This is a genomic window from Arthrobacter sp. TMN-49, from assembly GCF_054511095.1.
Map to the genome: position 1 here is coordinate 15588 of NZ_JBTNDH010000019.1, position 15267 is coordinate 30854.

The 15267-nt window shown below is 62.1% G+C and carries 15 protein-coding genes; 8 read left to right on the forward strand and 7 right to left on the reverse strand.

Translation table 11 applies throughout. The features are described 5' to 3' along the window. Window positions 1-9: 9 nt before the first annotated feature. From ACX80E_RS10365 to ACX80E_RS10390, 6 genes are all read left to right on the forward strand, one after another. On the forward strand, window positions 10-1392 hold the full coding sequence (locus ACX80E_RS10365; protein ID WP_459301839.1) for a glutamine synthetase family protein: 1383 nt from the start codon (window positions 10-12) through the stop codon (window positions 1390-1392). Then, window positions 1373-2134, forward strand: a complete 762-nt coding sequence (locus ACX80E_RS10370) for a gamma-glutamyl-gamma-aminobutyrate hydrolase family protein (RefSeq protein WP_459301840.1) — start codon at window positions 1373-1375, stop codon at window positions 2132-2134. The genes ACX80E_RS10365 and ACX80E_RS10370 overlap by 20 nt, the downstream gene beginning before the upstream one ends. Then, entirely contained in the window at window positions 2115-3482 is a 1368-nt protein-coding gene (locus ACX80E_RS10375; protein ID WP_459301841.1) for an aldehyde dehydrogenase family protein, read from the forward strand. Before ACX80E_RS10370 ends, ACX80E_RS10375 begins: the two co-directional genes overlap by 20 nt. 28 nt (window positions 3483-3510) lie before the next feature. Continuing rightward, window positions 3511-4290: a 3-oxoacyl-ACP reductase gene (locus ACX80E_RS10380; RefSeq protein ID WP_459301842.1), complete on the forward strand. Its 780-nt coding sequence runs from the start codon at window positions 3511-3513 to the stop codon at window positions 4288-4290. 428 nt (window positions 4291-4718) lie between these two features. Next, the gene (locus ACX80E_RS10385) at window positions 4719-5090 is read left to right on the forward strand and encodes a hypothetical protein (protein ID WP_459301843.1); all 372 of its coding nucleotides are present in this window, start codon (window positions 4719-4721) and stop codon (window positions 5088-5090) included. After that, window positions 5087-6004 carry a hypothetical protein gene (locus tag ACX80E_RS10390; protein WP_459301844.1) on the forward strand — a complete coding sequence of 306 codons (918 nt, stop codon included), beginning with the start codon at window positions 5087-5089 and terminating at the stop codon, window positions 6002-6004. Before ACX80E_RS10385 ends, ACX80E_RS10390 begins: the two co-directional genes overlap by 4 nt. A gap of 60 nt (window positions 6005-6064) precedes the next feature. On the opposite strand, the gene ACX80E_RS10395 is transcribed toward ACX80E_RS10390, so the two are convergent. From ACX80E_RS10395 to ACX80E_RS10425, 7 genes are all read right to left on the reverse strand, one after another. Continuing rightward, window positions 6065-6520 (reverse strand): VOC family protein, encoded by a 456-nt coding sequence (locus ACX80E_RS10395; protein ID WP_459301846.1) that lies wholly within the window; start codon window positions 6518-6520, stop codon window positions 6065-6067. Between the two features lie 182 nt (window positions 6521-6702). Beyond that, window positions 6703-8133, reverse strand: a complete 1431-nt coding sequence (locus tag ACX80E_RS10400; protein WP_459301847.1) for a sulfate adenylyltransferase subunit 1 — start codon at window positions 8131-8133, stop codon at window positions 6703-6705. Next, window positions 8133-9080 carry a sulfate adenylyltransferase subunit CysD gene (gene cysD / locus ACX80E_RS10405; protein WP_459301848.1) on the reverse strand — a complete coding sequence of 316 codons (948 nt, stop codon included), beginning with the start codon at window positions 9078-9080 and terminating at the stop codon, window positions 8133-8135. Before cysD ends, ACX80E_RS10400 begins: the two co-directional genes overlap by 1 nt. Continuing rightward, complete coding sequence (locus tag ACX80E_RS10410) at window positions 9077-9802, reverse strand: phosphoadenylyl-sulfate reductase (protein WP_459301849.1); 726 nt, start codon at window positions 9800-9802, stop codon at window positions 9077-9079. The genes cysD and ACX80E_RS10410 overlap by 4 nt, the downstream gene beginning before the upstream one ends. After that, a complete protein-coding gene (locus ACX80E_RS10415; RefSeq protein WP_459301850.1) occupies window positions 9799-11556 on the reverse strand; it encodes a nitrite/sulfite reductase in 1758 nt (585 codons plus the stop codon). Before ACX80E_RS10415 ends, ACX80E_RS10410 begins: the two co-directional genes overlap by 4 nt. A 198-nt stretch (window positions 11557-11754) precedes the next feature. After that, a complete protein-coding gene (locus ACX80E_RS10420) occupies window positions 11755-12867 on the reverse strand; it encodes a thioredoxin domain-containing protein (protein ID WP_459301852.1) in 1113 nt (370 codons plus the stop codon). A gap of 130 nt (window positions 12868-12997) precedes the next feature. Continuing rightward, on the reverse strand, window positions 12998-13699 hold the full coding sequence (locus tag ACX80E_RS10425; RefSeq protein WP_459301853.1) for a sirohydrochlorin chelatase: 702 nt from the start codon (window positions 13697-13699) through the stop codon (window positions 12998-13000). A 379-nt stretch (window positions 13700-14078) separates the two neighbouring features. Here ACX80E_RS10425 and ACX80E_RS10430 point away from each other — a divergent pair, with 379 nt between their 5' ends. Together ACX80E_RS10430 and ACX80E_RS10435 are read left to right on the forward strand one after the other, a co-directional pair. Continuing rightward, window positions 14079-14498, forward strand: a complete 420-nt coding sequence (locus tag ACX80E_RS10430) for a hypothetical protein (RefSeq protein WP_459301854.1) — start codon at window positions 14079-14081, stop codon at window positions 14496-14498. A 60-nt stretch (window positions 14499-14558) separates the two neighbouring features. Further along, a complete protein-coding gene (locus tag ACX80E_RS10435) occupies window positions 14559-15155 on the forward strand; it encodes a hypothetical protein (RefSeq protein WP_459301856.1) in 597 nt (198 codons plus the stop codon). Window positions 15156-15267: the final 112 nt, after the last annotated feature.

Sequence of the window (15267 nt, forward strand, 5' to 3'; positions counted from 1 at the left end):
GGAAATCACATGACGAATCAAACACTCGGTACGTCCGCGCAAGGCCAACTCAGCGTCGATGAGCTGCGGGATCTGGTCGCATCCGGTGACATCGACACCGTTGTCGTTTCCATCACCGATTCGATGGGACGCCTGCAGGGCAAACGATGCGGAGCAAGGTCCTTCCTCGAAGACGTGCTCGGGCATGGGGCCGAAGGGTGCAACTACCTCCTGAGTGTGGATGTGGAAATGAACACCATCGAGGGGTACTCCATGTCCTCCTGGGCGAACGGCTATGGAGACATGGTGATGCGGCCCGACGTCTCAACCCTGCGTCGAGTGCCGTGGCTGGAAGGCACTGCCATGGTTCAATGCGACGTCCTCTGGCTCGACGACCTCCCCGTCGCCCAGTCCCCACGCCAGATCCTGCGCGCCCAGATCGAACGCCTGGAGACCTTGGGATACCGCGCCCATATCGGCACCGAGCTCGAATTCATTCTGTTTGACGACAGCTACGAAGAAGCATGGGACAAGCAATACGTGGGCCTTACCCCCTCGACCCGCTACAACGTGGACTACTCACTGCTTGCCACGGCAAGACTGGAACCGGTCATCCGAAGCATCCGTACTGGGATGGAAAAGGCCGGGCTGGTCGTTGAGTCTTCCAAGGGCGAGTGCAACTTGGGCCAGCAGGAAATCACGTTCCGGTACGCAGAAGCGCTTGCTGCGTGCGACAATCACGTCTTCTACAAAAACGGGGCCAAGGAAATCGCCGCGCAGCAGGGCAAAAGCATTACGTTCATGGCGAAGTACAACGAACGTGAAGGCAGTTCCTGCCACATCCACTTCAGCTTGACCGACTTGGACGGCAATCCGGTACTGGCCGGCGATGGCCAGCACGGCTTCAGCCCTGTTATGGAGCACTTCATCGCCGGCCAACTCGCCGGGCTGAAGGAGCTGCCATACTTCCTCGCCCCGAACATCAATTCCTACAAACGCTTCGTCGAAGGCAGCTTCGCTCCCACAGCCATAGCTTGGGGGCTGGACAACCGCAGTTGTGCACTGCGCATCGTCGGACGAGGTCCCGGCCTTCGGGTGGAAAACCGCGTTGGAGGCGGGGACGTCAACCCTTATCTCGCAGCCGCCGCGCTTATCGCCGCCGCCATCCACGGTATCGAGAATGAGCTCCCCCTCGAGCCCATCATGACGGGTAACGCCTACAAGTCCGACGCTGATCGCATACCCAGTAACTTGCGGGACTCCCGTGCGCTGCTGTCCAACAGCGAGATTGCACGCAAATCCTTCGGCGATGAGGTTGTAGACCATTATGTCTTCGCAGCAGATGTCGAGCTGAAGGCTTTTGACAGCGCAGTAACGGATTGGGAGCGCAAGCGTGTCTTTGAACGTCTCTGATTCCTACCGCCCACGGATCGGGCTGACAACTTACTATCAGGAAGCTTCCTGGGGCGTCTGGACATCGGATGCTGCAGTTCTGCCGGGAACCTACGTTCAGGCGGTCGTCGCCGCCGGCGGCACTCCTGTCCTGTTGCCGCCCGTCGGGACCGACCCTTCGATCGTGGAGGTGCTGGACGGACTGATCATCGCCGGAGGCAGCGATGTGGGCCCCGAGCAGTACGGGGAGCAGCCCCATACGCTCACCCGAGCTCAACCAGCCAGGGACGTGCACGATATCGCCCTGACCAAGGCCGCGCTGGAAGCCGGGGTCCCGCTCTTCGCCATCTGTCGGGGAGCCCAAGTCCTCAATGTCGCCATGGGCGGATCGCTGATCCAGCACATCCCCGATGTGAACCCCCAGGCTAACTACCAACCGGCTCCAGGGGTTTTCGGCAACGTGGAGTTTACGACGACGGCCGGCAGTATCAGCCGTCTTCTGCTGGGCCCCCGTGCCAGCGCACCCTGTTACCACCATCAAGCCATGGACCGCATCGCTGACGGCCTTTGCGTCACGGCCGCAGCCGCCGACGGCACGGTACAAGCCCTGGAAACGACAAAGGGCGGATGGGCACTGGGTGTCCAATTCCACCCGGAACAGAATCCCAACGACCTCCGGCTTTTCAATGGGTTCATTGAAGCCGCAACCAACTACCGCAATGATCGAACGGAGAACTCCGGCAATGTCCACCAGCATGTTTGACGTACTAAATCCGGCAACGGAAGAGGTCATCGAGACCATAGCCCTCGCGACACTCGAGGACACTGACAGGGCGATTGAAAAGGCCGCTCGGGCATTTGAGACTTGGCGGAATGTTGCCCCTGCAGACAGGGCTCTCCTGCTGCGCAGGTTCGCCGCTGCAGTTGACACCGACCTGGAATATCTTGCCCAGCTGGAGGTACGCAACGCCGGCCACACCGTCGGAAACGCCCGATGGGAAGCAGGCAATGTCCGTGACGTCCTGAGCTACTACTCCGCCGCCCCCGAACGGCACCTGGGCCAGCAGATTCCGGTAGCCGGCGGTGTAAACGTGACCTTCCACGAACCCCTCGGCGTCGTCGGGGTAATCGTCCCGTGGAACTTCCCGATGCCAATCGCCGCATGGGGTTTCGCGCCCGCCCTGGCTGCAGGCAACACTGTCGTTTTGAAACCCGCCGAACTGACTCCACTGACGGCCATACGGCTCGGACAGCTGGCGAAGGAGGCGGGTCTGCCCGACGGAGTCCTGCAAATCATCCCTGGCAAGGGTTCGGTGGTTGGCGAACGATTTGTGACCCATCCCGCAGTCCGGAAGGTTGTCTTCACGGGTTCAACCGGCGTAGGTAAGCGGATCATGGCCGGCTGCGCTGCGCAGCTCAAGCCAGTGACACTTGAGCTGGGCGGTAAGAGCGCCAATATCATCTTCGCCGATGCTGACCTCGAAGCCGCTGTTGCAGCTGCACCGGGAGGCGCTTTTGATAACGCCGGACAGGACTGCTGCTCCCGGTCCAGAATTCTGGTTCAGGACAGCATCTATGAAAAGTTCCTAGAGCTCCTGGAACCGGCAGTGAAGGCCCTGCGCGTGGGGGACCCCAGCGACGAGGCTTCGTTTATGGGACCGCTGATTTCTGCAGCTCAGCACCGGACAGTATCCGGATTCGTCCCGGAGGGCAGCTCCATCGCTTTCCAGGGATCGGCCCCGGAAGGTAGGGGGTTCTGGTTCCCACCCACTGTGATTACGCCCTCCCGCGAAGATCGGGTAATGCACGAGGAGATTTTCGGCCCCGTCGTGGCTGTCGTTCCTTTCAAGGACGAAGCCGACGGGCTGCGTCTGGCTAACGACTCTATCTACGGTCTCTCCGGGTCCATCTGGACACGGGACGTCGGCCGAGCGCTGAGGATGGCCCGCGGACTTGAGGCAGGAAACCTCTCGGTTAACTCCCACTCCTCGGTGCGCTACTCCACCCCCTTCGGAGGCTTTAAGCAGTCAGGACTCGGACGAGAACTCGGCCCGGACGCCCTCGACGCCTTCACAGAAACAAAAAACGTATTCATCTCCACCAACCCGTAACGTCACCACCAATAAGGGAACCTCAAAAATGATTGAAGTAATCTCCAACCGCCTCAAGGGACGCAGCGCCGTCATCACCGGCGGCGCAAGCGGTATTGGACTGGCAACAGCCCGCCGCTTCGCAGCCGAAGGCGCCAACGTGGTCATTGCCGACCTGGACCCAGTCTCAGGGCAGCGCGCGGCCGATGAAGTCGGCGGCCTCTACGTGAAGGTCGATGTCACCAGCGAGGAGGAAGTCAAGAACCTCTACGCCCTGACCCAGGAAACGTATGGAAGCGTCGACATCACCTTCAATAACGCCGGAATTTCGCCAGCAAATGATGCCTCGATCATCGACACCGGCATCGATGCCTGGCGCAAAGTCCAGGAAGTGAACCTGACCTCCGTTTTCTATTGCTGCAAATACGCTCTCCCCTATATGCAGGCGCAAGGCAAGGGCTCCATCATCAACACCGCATCGTTCGTTGCTGTCATGGGTGCCGCCACCTCTCAGATCTCCTACAGCGCCTCCAAGGGCGGGGTGCTGGCGATGAGCCGGGAACTCGGTGTCGAATTCGCCCGTCAGGGCATCCGGGTCAACGCACTTTGCCCGGGGCCCGTCAACACCCCGTTGCTGAAGGAACTCTTCGCCAAGGACCCCGAGAAGGCAGCTCGCCGCCTCGTCCACGTTCCCCTGGGCCGGTTCGCCGAACCAGAAGAACTGGCGGCAGCAGTCGCCTTCCTGGCCAGCGACGACTCATCCTTCATCACCGCCTCAACCTTCCTGGTCGACGGCGGCATCGCAGGAGCATACGTCACACCCGAGTGAGCTCAGGGCTTTCCTTGGGCCCCTCCGAAAGGGCAGCCGCTGCCCGGTGCGCCCCCGCCTCAGCACCTGTGACGGGGGCGCACCCATGCCGATACAAGGCAGTGCCAGCCTTGACCCTAGTACTACAGCCGCGTTTGTGGGGTGTGGCCTTGGGCTTTGCAACGGCATGACCCCGGCAACCCTGGCCGGCTTGGTCACGTTGGCGTTGGCTATGGTGCAGCAGCTGAAGTACGCCAAGCACGCCTGTCAATGTCGGCGAAAAGCCCATCGACCCTCCCCTCGATGTCCAGATGCGGGTGCCACGTTCACCGCGGATCAGCCAGATGGTGGGATAGATCCGGTGCGCAATCGAGTCATGGAAGCGAATTCTAGGTGCGGCTCCAACACGCTGATCCACCTTGTCACTGGTGGCGGGTACTCTGGCCGTTATGACGAAAAATACTCCTCAGGCCTCGCCGCTTGCCGGGCGGTGGCGAATCACCGAAATGGATCATTGGGACCGCGACGCCATCGATCTCCTTGCACCTGCCTTCATTGAGCTCACCGAAGGTAGTCACGGACAGTTCGCTTTCATTGTTGTCCGCGGTTGGCTGGATTGCCGGCCCGTTGAGCGGGACGGGCGGCCCGGCGTCGAGTTCTCCTGGGACGGCGACGACGAGGGTGACCAGGTCAACGGGCGTGGTTGGGCGGCCCTGACGCACGATGGGATGCTCGAGGGCCATATCTACTTCCACCAGGGCATGGACTCCGGCTTCGACGCAAAACCCTACGCCTGCGCGGGGACGGGAGATGGACAATGAGTGAGTGTCAATACTACGAATTCCTGGCAATCGACCGGCCCCTGACCGGTGAGGAGCAGGACGATATCCGGTCATTGTCCACCCGGGCCAGGATCACCGCCACTAGTTTCACCAACGAATATCACTATGGTGACTTCCGTGGCGATCCGAACCGTCTCATGCAGCGGCACTACGATGCCCACCTGTACGTAGCTAATTGGGGAACGCGCAGGGTCATGTTCCGGCTGCCGTCAACCTTGCTAGATCTCGGAACTAGCGCGGAATACTGCATAGACGACCACGCCAGTACCCAGGTGTCTGGAGAGTTCACCGTGCTCGACTTCATCAGCGAGGATGAGGACGCTGGCTTTGATCCTGATTTTGACGACGACGAACATGCCCTGCTCTCAGAAATTGTCGGAGTACGTGCCGAACTTGCGGCCGGAGACCTTCGCCCGCTCTACCTCGCCTGGCTCGCCTCGTGCAGCAGTTTCGACCTCGGCGCGGAAGCCATCAACGGCGGCCTTGAGCCACCTGTTCCGCCCGGTTTGGCGACGTTGACCGCGGCTCAACAAGCGCTGGCAGATTTCCTCCGCGTCGACGAGGACCTGCTCGCCGTGGCCGCCTTGAATTCCCCAGCGCTGGAGGCCACAGCCGATATCCCCGGGGCGCGGAACGATTGGATTCAACGTCTCCCGGACGCGGAAAAGAACCAGCACTTACTGCTGGTCATGCAGGGAAAAGCTGCACAGGTGGGCGCGGAATTGAACCGGCGGTACCGTGATGCTTCTGCTTCAGGGTTCCCCTCCCCATCCCGCAGGCCCGTGACAGCGCTGCTCAAGGCGACCGCACAGCGGCGGGACGAGCATGCGCGTCGCGCCGCTACGGAACGCGCAGAAGCCAAAGAACGGCAAGAACAGAAACGCGCAAAGTGAGCATGATCGAACGCTTCGACAAGGCAGGCAACCAATAGTTTCACGCTCGAAGCTGCAGGATCAGGCGTGGCCCAGGCCTTCGTCGGCCTGCCCCGCCATGAAGGCCTCCGGACCCTGCTCGGCCGCCTTGGGGTCCATCCAAAGGATGCTGAACCAGTTGCCGTCGGGGTCCTCAAAATCGCGGTAGTACATGAAACCCATATCCTGGGCCGGACGGGGCTCGGTGCCGCCGGCGGCAAGGACCTTCTCAAGCATCGCGTCCACCTCTTCGCGGCTGTCACAGCTGAGGGCTGTCTGCACCTGCGATCCCGTTGCGGGATCGATGATGGGTTTGTCGGTAAACGTGGCGAAGAAAGGGTACGTCAGCATCATGAGGTAGACATTCTCGTCGATGACAACACAGGCCGCGTTGTCATCGGTGAAGTTGGGCTCAATTCTCCAGCCCAGTCCGGCAAAGAACTCCTTGGACCGCTCCAGATTGCTGGTGGGAAGGTTGACGAATACGTTCGTTGGCATAATTTCTCCCTCAACAAGGCCTGTTCGGCCCACGAATTGTTCGGATAGATTCATGCTTGCCAACCGCGCCTCGTGTGTCAAGCGAAATCTCGGCAAAACAGACGGCGTTTGCGGTTAACGCCGGCGCTATACCACCGGCTTTAACCGCAAGCGCCGTCCCTTTTGTGGCGCGAGAGGAAAAGTCAGATGACGTAACGTTCGTCCTCGTGATCGCCGGGGTGATCCTTGACCAAGCCCGCGGCGAGGGTGTTGCCGTCCTGCGGATCGATCACCAGGAAGGCGCCCGTGCGGCGGTGGCGGGCATAGGATTCCACCGGCAGCGGTGATGCGAGGCGGATCTGGGCTGCCCCAATATCGTTGAGCTCCAGCCCGGAGGAAGCCTCCAACTCAAAGGAGTCAAGGTTCAATTTGCCACTCACGGCACGAATCAAACCCTGCACAGTCTTGCTGCCGTGCTTGATCAGCACCTTGGACCCCTCACGCAACGGCTTGGTGGACAGCCAGCACAACTCGGCGTAGACGTCCTGGCTGACTTCACCAAAGGTGCCGGAGGCGGCAATGACGTCGCCCCGGGCAATGTCGATCTCCTCGCTCAACCGCAGCGACACAGACTGCGGCGCAACAGCGCGGTCAAGGGCGGCACCGGCAAAGTCGATCCCCACCACCGTGGCCGTGCGCCCGCCCGGGAGCACAGTGATCGCCTCCCCCACCGACACGGCGCCCGACGCCACCTGCCCCGCATAGGCGCGGTAGTCACGGAAGGAGGCACCGGCGTCGTTCGCCAACGCGAGCTCGGGGGCCAGCGCACCCTGCGGGCGAATCACCAGTTGGACGGGGAAGCGGAAGGGCTCCAGCCCGCGCTCCAACTCATCGGTGGTGGGCAGAGTCTCCAGGACTTCCAGCAGGCTGGGCCCGGTGTACCAGGGCGTGTGCGCGGAACGGTCCACCACGTTGTCACCTTCGAGGGCGGACACCGGAACCACGACGACGTCGCCCAGGCCAATTTCGTCCGCCACCGACTGCAAGTCAGCCTCGATGGTGCGGAAAACGTCCTCGCTAAAGCCCACCAGGTCAATCTTGTTCACGGCCACCAGCACATTGGGCACCCGCAGCAGCTTCAACACCGAAAGGTGGCGCCGGGTCTGCTCCAGGACACCCTTGCGGGCATCGATCAGCACGACGACGGCATCCGCCGTTGACGCGCCCGTCACGGTGTTCTTGGTGTACTGCACATGCCCGGGGCAGTCAGCGAGGATGAAGCTGCGCCGGCCAGTGGCGAAGTAACGGTAGGCCACGTCGATGGTGATGCCCTGCTCGCGCTCGGCACGTAGGCCATCGGTCAGCAGCGCCAGGTCAATCTTCTGGGTGCTGCCGGGCCCGGCACCAAAGCCGCGGTCCGCGGAGGTGCGGGTGACGGCGTCGAGCGTGTCAGCCAGGATGGCCTTGGAATCGTGGAGCAGACGGCCCACCAGGGTGGACTTGCCGTCATCGACGGAGCCGGCCGTGGCGAAGCGGAACAGCGTCCCCACCGGCTCCCTAACCTCGCTTCGCTCGGCCAGGGAACCCTGCCGGCGTGGGCCCAAATGTTCGTTGGTTTCAGTAACTGTGCTCATTAAAAGTAGCCGTCTTTCTTGCGGTCTTCCATGGCTGCCTCGGAGATGCGGTCATCGGCCCGGGTGGCGCCACGTTCTGTCAGGGTGGAGGCGGCAACTTCGCGCACCACGTCATGGACTGTTGTTGCGTCGGAGGCCACGGCGCCGGTGCAGGACATGTCGCCCACGGTCCTGTAGCGGACCTGTTTGATGACGACCTCCTCATCGGGGCGCGGCGGGGACACCTCGCCCACGGCCCGCCACATGCCGTCGCGCTCATACACTTCACGGTCGTGGGCGTAGTACAGGCCCGGCAGTTCAATGTTTTCGCGGGCAATGTAGCGCCAGATGTCCAGCTCGGTCCAGTTGCTGATGGGGAAGGCACGCACGTGCTGTCCCACAGTGTGGCGGCCGTTGTACAGGTTCCACAGTTCGGGGCGCTGGTTGCGGGGGTCCCACTGGCCAAACTCGTCACGCAGGGACAAGATGCGCTCCTTGGCGCGGGCCTTGTCCTCATCCCGGCGGCCACCACCAAAGACGGCGTCGAACTTGTTCTTGGCGATTGCATCCAGCAGCGGCACGGTCTGCAACGGGTTGCGGGTGCCGTCGGCACGCTCGGCCAGCTCGCCGCGGTCGATGAACTCCTGCACGGAGCCCACCTCAAGGCGCAGGCCCAGGCGCTCCACAGTCCTGTCGCGGAACTCAATAACCTCCGGGAAATTGTGTCCCGTGTCCACGTGCAGCACCGGGAACGGCACCTTGCCCGGCCAGAACGCCTTCGTGGCCAAATGCAGCATGACCACCGAGTCCTTGCCGCCGGAGAACAGCAGCGCCGGGCGTTCAAACTCGGCAACAACCTCACGGATGATGTGGATGGCCTCGGATTCGAGCAGGTCCAGCGAGTTCAGGGACTCCACAGGAATTTCGGCAGGCTCAATCACCGGTGTGTCTGTTGTTTGGGTGCTCATTCGTGTAGCCCACATTCTGTCTTGGAGGTTCCGGCCCAACGTCCGCTCCTGGGGTCGGCGCCGGGTGCTACTTTCTTGGTGCAGGGTCCGCAGCCAATGGACGGGTAGCCCTGGCTCAGCAAGGGATTCACCGGCAGGAGGTTGTCCTCGGCGTAGCCGATCAATTCCTCGTACGTCCAGGTGGCTACGGGATTGACCTTGACCAGGCCGTTCTTTTCATCCCACACCACCAGCGGTGTCTCGGTTCGGGTGGGTGCCTCATCGCGGCGCACGCCCGTGAACCACAGTTCGTACCCGCGCAGGGAGCGGCTCAGGGGTTCAACCTTCCGCAACGCGCAACACTGGGCTGGATCACGGGCAAACAAGTCCTTGCCCAGCAGCGAATCCTGCGCGGGAACGGTATTCACCGGCAACACGTCCACCACGTTGACCCGCAGATTCTCGGCCACCTCATTGCGCGTGGCGTAGGTTTCGGGGAAGTGGTAGCCCGTGTCCAGGAACAGGACGTCGACGCCGGGGAGTTGCTCGGCAACCAAGGCCGGCAGCACGGCGTCGGCCATGGAACAGGCGACGGCGGCCGCACCCGTCGCGAAGTTACGCGACACCCAGGCAATGACCTCCTCTGCCGACGCGTCCCACGCCAGTTCGGCCGCGCCTGCCTCGGCGATGGCCTGCAATGCGGTGTGTGAGCGCAGCTGTGAAACAGTTCCAGTCTCAGTCATTTCAACAGCTCCTCATCAGCACGGTGGGCGAACTCGGCGAACGTCTCGCCGTCGATGCGGGCGCCAACGTATTGGCGCACCACGCGCTCCACATAGTCAGGCAGCCCGGCCGCGGTCACCTTCAAGCCACGGATGGTGCGGCCCAGGCCCGCCTCAACCCGGTTGTCGGTGGCTAGCCCGCCACCTAGGTGAACCTGGAAGCCGGGGGCGGTGCCGCCGTCGTCCGTGGGAAGCATCATGCCCTTCAGGCCAATATCCGCTGTTTGGATGCGCGCGCAGGAGTTGGGGCAGCCGTTGATGTTCAACGCGATCGGCTGGGTCAGAACGCCCGTGTCCACCAAATCCGCCAGACGTTTTTCCAGCTCGTTGATGGCAGTGGCCGCCGTGTCCTTGGTGTTGACGATCGCCAACTTGCAGTACTCAATGCCCGTGCAGGCGATGGTGGAGCGGCGGAACAGGGACGGCCGGGCGGACAGACCCAGGCCCTCCAGCACCGTAATGAGCGGTTCCACCTGTTCCTGCGGCACGTCAAGAAGCACCAGTTTCTGGTGCGGGGTGGTGCGCAGCCGGAACGAGCCGTGAGCTTCAAGAGCGTCGGCCAAGGCGGTCAGGATGGTGCCCGAAACCCGGCCCACGTTGGGGGTGACCCCAATGAAGAACTTGCCGTCCTTTTGCTCGTGGACGCCAATATGGTCACCGGGGGACGTGGGCTTGGGTGCGGGATCGCCGTCGGGCAGCGTGTGGCCCAGGTACTCGTCCTCCAGAATCTGGCGGAACTTGGCCGGGCCCCAATCGGCCAGCAGGAACTTCAGCCGGGCCTTGGTGCGCATGCGGCGGTAGCCGTAATCGCGGAAGATGCTGGTCACACCCAGCCATACCTCGGCGGCAACCTCGGGTGCCACAAAAACGCCCAAACGCTCGGCCAGACGCGGGTTGGTGGACAGGCCGCCACCCACCCAGAGGTCGTAGCCGGCGCCCAGTTCGGGGTGGATCACACCCACCAGGGCGAAGTCGTTGATCTCATGCACCACGTCCTGCGAGGGGTGGCCCGTGATGGCTGTTTTGAACTTCCGCGGCAGGTTGGCCAGTTCCGGGTCACCAATGAAACGCGCGCTGACCTCCTTGATCAGCGGCGTGGGATCGATGATCTCGTCCTTGGCAATGCCAGCCACGGGGGAACCCAAGATGACGCGGGGCACGTCCCCGCACGCCTCGGTGGTGGACAGTCCGGCAGCTTCGAGCCGGCGCCAAATCTCCGGAACGTCCTCAACACGGACCCAGTGGAGCTGGACGTTTTGCCTGTCGGTCAGATCCGCTGTGTCGCGACCAAAGTCGGTGGAAATCTGCCCGATGACGCGCAGTTGCTCGGTGGTCAGCGCACCGCCGTCAATGCGGACGCGGAGCATGAAGTACTTGTCTTCGAGTTCGTGGGGCTCCAGGGTGGCGGTCTTGCCGCCGTCGATTCCCTGCTTGCGCTGGGTGTACAGCCCCCACCAGCGGAAACGGCCGTGCAGATCTGTTTTGTCGATGCTGTCGAAGCCACCGTCAGCGTAGATGGTCTCGATCCGCTCACGGACGCTCAGCCCGCCGTCTTCCTGTTTCCAGACCTCGTTGGCATTCAACGGCGCCGTGCCGTCAACCTTCCACTGGCCGTGCGGTTTCGCCGCAGGCCGTACCCGCCCCGGACGCGCCGTTGCTGTTTCGGATGCGGTGGGAGCCTTTGCGGTCGCTCCGGCTAGAGCTGTCTGTGTCATAGAAAAAAGCGTAGGTTGCCGCAGCGTGCCCGCCTATCAAGAATGCAACGCTGCTTCACCTTGGGCAACATTTCGTCACACGCCCCATTCCTGCCCGGATTGTGCTTGCGCTTTCGTTTAAAGGAAGAACGACGCCGGTCCCACGCACCTTGGGTGCGTGGGACCGACGTCGGCAGTAATTCAGCGGATCTTTCCCGGCTACTTCTTCGCCGCCAGAACGCGGGTGGCAAAGTCCGTGAAGGAACCGTCTTGCCACTGCACGCCGTCCATGAACACTGTTGGCGTGCCAGTCACGCCATGGGTGGAGGCAAGACCCGTGGCAAATTCAACGTAGGGCCTGTACGTCTTGTTGTTGACACAGTCCTTGATGTCCGCCGCCCCGGACTCCTTTGCCAGCCGTCCCAGCGCGGCATTGTCCAGGCCTTTACTATTTTCGGCCGGCTGGTTCGTGAACAAAGCGTCAAGGAACGTCTTGTAGTTCTGCGGGGAATTGCTGGCCACACAGGCCACCGCTGCGGCTGCGCGCGAGGAGTAGTTGGTGCCGGCAGAGAATCGATCCAGGTACCCGATGGGCCGGTATTCAACGGTGACTTTGCCGTCGTCTTGCAACTTCTGGATCTCCGGGCCGACTTCCTGTTCAAAGGCTGCACAGTGCGGGCACATGAAATCGAGGTACACCACCATTTGCACGGGCTCGCCGGTGGCTGAGGCTTCTATGCCAATGGCCGCTGGCGCCAACGGTTGTCCGCCTTCTGGCGGCAACTGGGCGAGGTCAACGCTGTTGTCGGTGGTGGTGGGAGGCACCACCACGCCGTCCTTGCCAAAGGCAATGCCACCAAAAGCGTTGGTGTTGGCCGGGACTTTTCCTGTCTTAGCCACACTGCCCTTCTGCGGGGAACCATCCAGGTTCTCCGCAGTGTCGCCAGCTTTCGCTCCGACAATGACCAGAGAGACCACGAGGATTGCCGCGCCCACGACAGCGGCCAGCGTCATCAGATAGCCGATAATGAGCCCGGCAATGGCAAGACCCCTGCCATCTTCACCTGTTCGCTTAATCTGGCTCAGCGCGATGTGCCCGGTAATGACTCCAGCCAGGCCAACAAAGAAGGACGAGACCAGAGAAACGATTGCCAGGGTGTTGGTGCCACCCTTATTGCCCGAGGTGGCCAAGGGGTACTGGGGCTGGGGGTACTGCTGCTGGCTGTACGGGGGCTGGGGGTACTGCTGCTGGCTGTACGGGGGCTGGGGCTGGCCACCATTGGCGGGCGGTTGTCCATATTGTGGCGGTTGCCCATCAATTGGGCCTTGCACTGGGTTTTCCCCCACAAAAATGCCTTTCGCTTGCTGAGCTTTCCCGCCATCATCTCAGGGGCCGCCCGGACAACTGCCACGCAATCCCCGGATGCCGGATTCTACGGACGACCAGCCCCGACGGTAGCGGCTATTCTGCCAACCCTGGCGACTGGGCACGAACGGCCGAATCAAAGTGTTCCAGTGCAAGGTGGGCCAGCAATTCCGAGGGCAGCAGTGGCTCCGACACCACATCCGCTCCGGCCTTGGATAACTGCTCGTGGAAGTACCCCGGCGCCAACAAGTACGAGGCGATGGCCACCCCGGCGGCACCTGCTGCCCGTAGTTGCGCCACCGCCTCCGGCACCGAGGGGTGGGCACTGGCGCCATAGGCTGCCACAATGCGCTGCGGGCACAGCACTGCCAAATCCGCTGCGAGCACCTCAATGTGTTCGGCGGCTTCTGGCCGCGAGGACCCCGCGGCCGCCAGGACTATGCCCCAATCCTTGGGTAGTTCGCCAAGACGCTTGTGCAGCAATCCGGCCAGCCGCGGATCCGGGCCCAGCGGCTTGGCGGCAAGGGATCCGGGACGGGCCTCCACTGCCTGGGCAATATCGACCTGGACGTGGAAGCCCACAGTGAGCAACAGCGGCACCACCACCACCAGCACCCCCGGGGCCACGCCAGCCATCACCTCCGGCAGCGCCGGTTCCTGGACATCCACATACGCTTCCAGCACGCTCAGGCCCGGACGCAAGGCAGCAATGTCTGCCCTGAGCTCATTGATGCGAGCCTGGCCCTGCGCACTGTTGGTGCCGTGGGCGCAGGCAATCATCAGCGTCTCTTGCCCCATGCTTGCGTCCTTTCACTTACTGTTTCCAGCCAATGTACGGCAGAAAGCGGCTGCGTCGGTACTGTGTTGCCTCACGGGTCGCACGCCAGTTTCCGACGGTTGCTGACGCGCAAGCAACGTGCTGGGCGTTGTTCCTTCGCGAAGGCCGTTCGACGCGAGAGTTATCGACAAAAATCTGCCCGTGAATTTCCCAGGTGACCACGGTGCTCCTGTAGCTGCCCACCAGCCCCAGAATCGTCGTCGTCCATCCCCGCACAGTGCTAGTGGAAGTCGCGGACATGAATCAATGACCCGGCAGTCTGCTCACTTCGCGGCGCCCCAACGATCTTGTCCCGGCTAGAATTGTAGACAACGCTACCGCCAATTTTCGGAGAAATGAATGTCTGACATGTTCGTAGAGAAGTTCCGCGGCCTGGTGCCCCTGTATCTTCAGGAGCCGTGGCAAGAGGCCGACGGCATCACTCTGGCGGACCTTGACGACGTCTTTGCGGAACTAAAGATTTCGGTGCCGCTGGCCCTGCGGGAGTTCCTGCATGCTTTGGGCAATTGCGAAGAAATCATGGAAGCGTACTACTACTTCTGGGATCCGGAAGAACTGGAAGTTCAGGACGGGTACCTGTTGTTCCTTGAGGACGAGGATGAAGCCTACACCTGGGGCATGCTGGCTGATCAGGCCGATGTCCCGGACCCGATTGTGTGGCGACGCAACAATGCCACGGGCGCGTGGATCAATGAAGAGGGCACTTTCAGCGAGTTTGTTTTTGACATGCTGGATTGGGTTTTCACCGACTCCGAATAGGCTCCCATCTAGTCGTCGCCAGGTATGGGAATATTCCCCCGCTGGATGTAGCGTAGCGATATGGACGCACAGGAGCATTCGCCAGCTTTGATTCCAGATCCAGGCGCCATCGTGGCGCTCGTGGAGACGTTGGTTGTGGGCATGTGGCCCCGCTCCGACTTTGACCGCAGGGCGTTCTTCCAGCGGCTGGGTTTCATCTCGGGCGCCAAGTGGGACGACTCATCCACCGTCTCGGCCGCCGCGCACTTTGCTCTGCAAACCCCGCTTGAGGGTGACCTTTCCAGCTCCTGGACGCAGTACAACGGAAAGTTCATGGGCATCAGCATGCAGCCCTACACTTCCATGTCCACGAATGACCCTGCCACCCGGGCAGGCTATGAGGCGATTCGCGCCCAGCTCACGGCACACTACGGCGAGCCGTCCAATCCGTGGCATGATCCTGTTGTCCCGGCCTGCGTTTGGAACGTCAACGGCCGCCGAGTGGTGATCCGGTTCTTCAATCTCCAGCACAGCGGCATGATGCTCAGTGTTGACGACGCCGGCCTGGCCGCGGCCGCGTCGGCGGAGGCACGGCGCCTGAGCGTACCCACGCATTGGAACAACAGTGAAGAGGCTGCCAGCCCGTTCGTGCTCCCCAAGTTGGGCGGCCGCGTCTAGTTACACATCTGACCCGCAGAAAACGCCGAAAACTCGCGGAAATCCGCGAGTTTTCGGCGTTTTCTGCGGGTCAGATGCTTGGGCCCACGCGCCCGAGGGTTCCCTGGCCGAG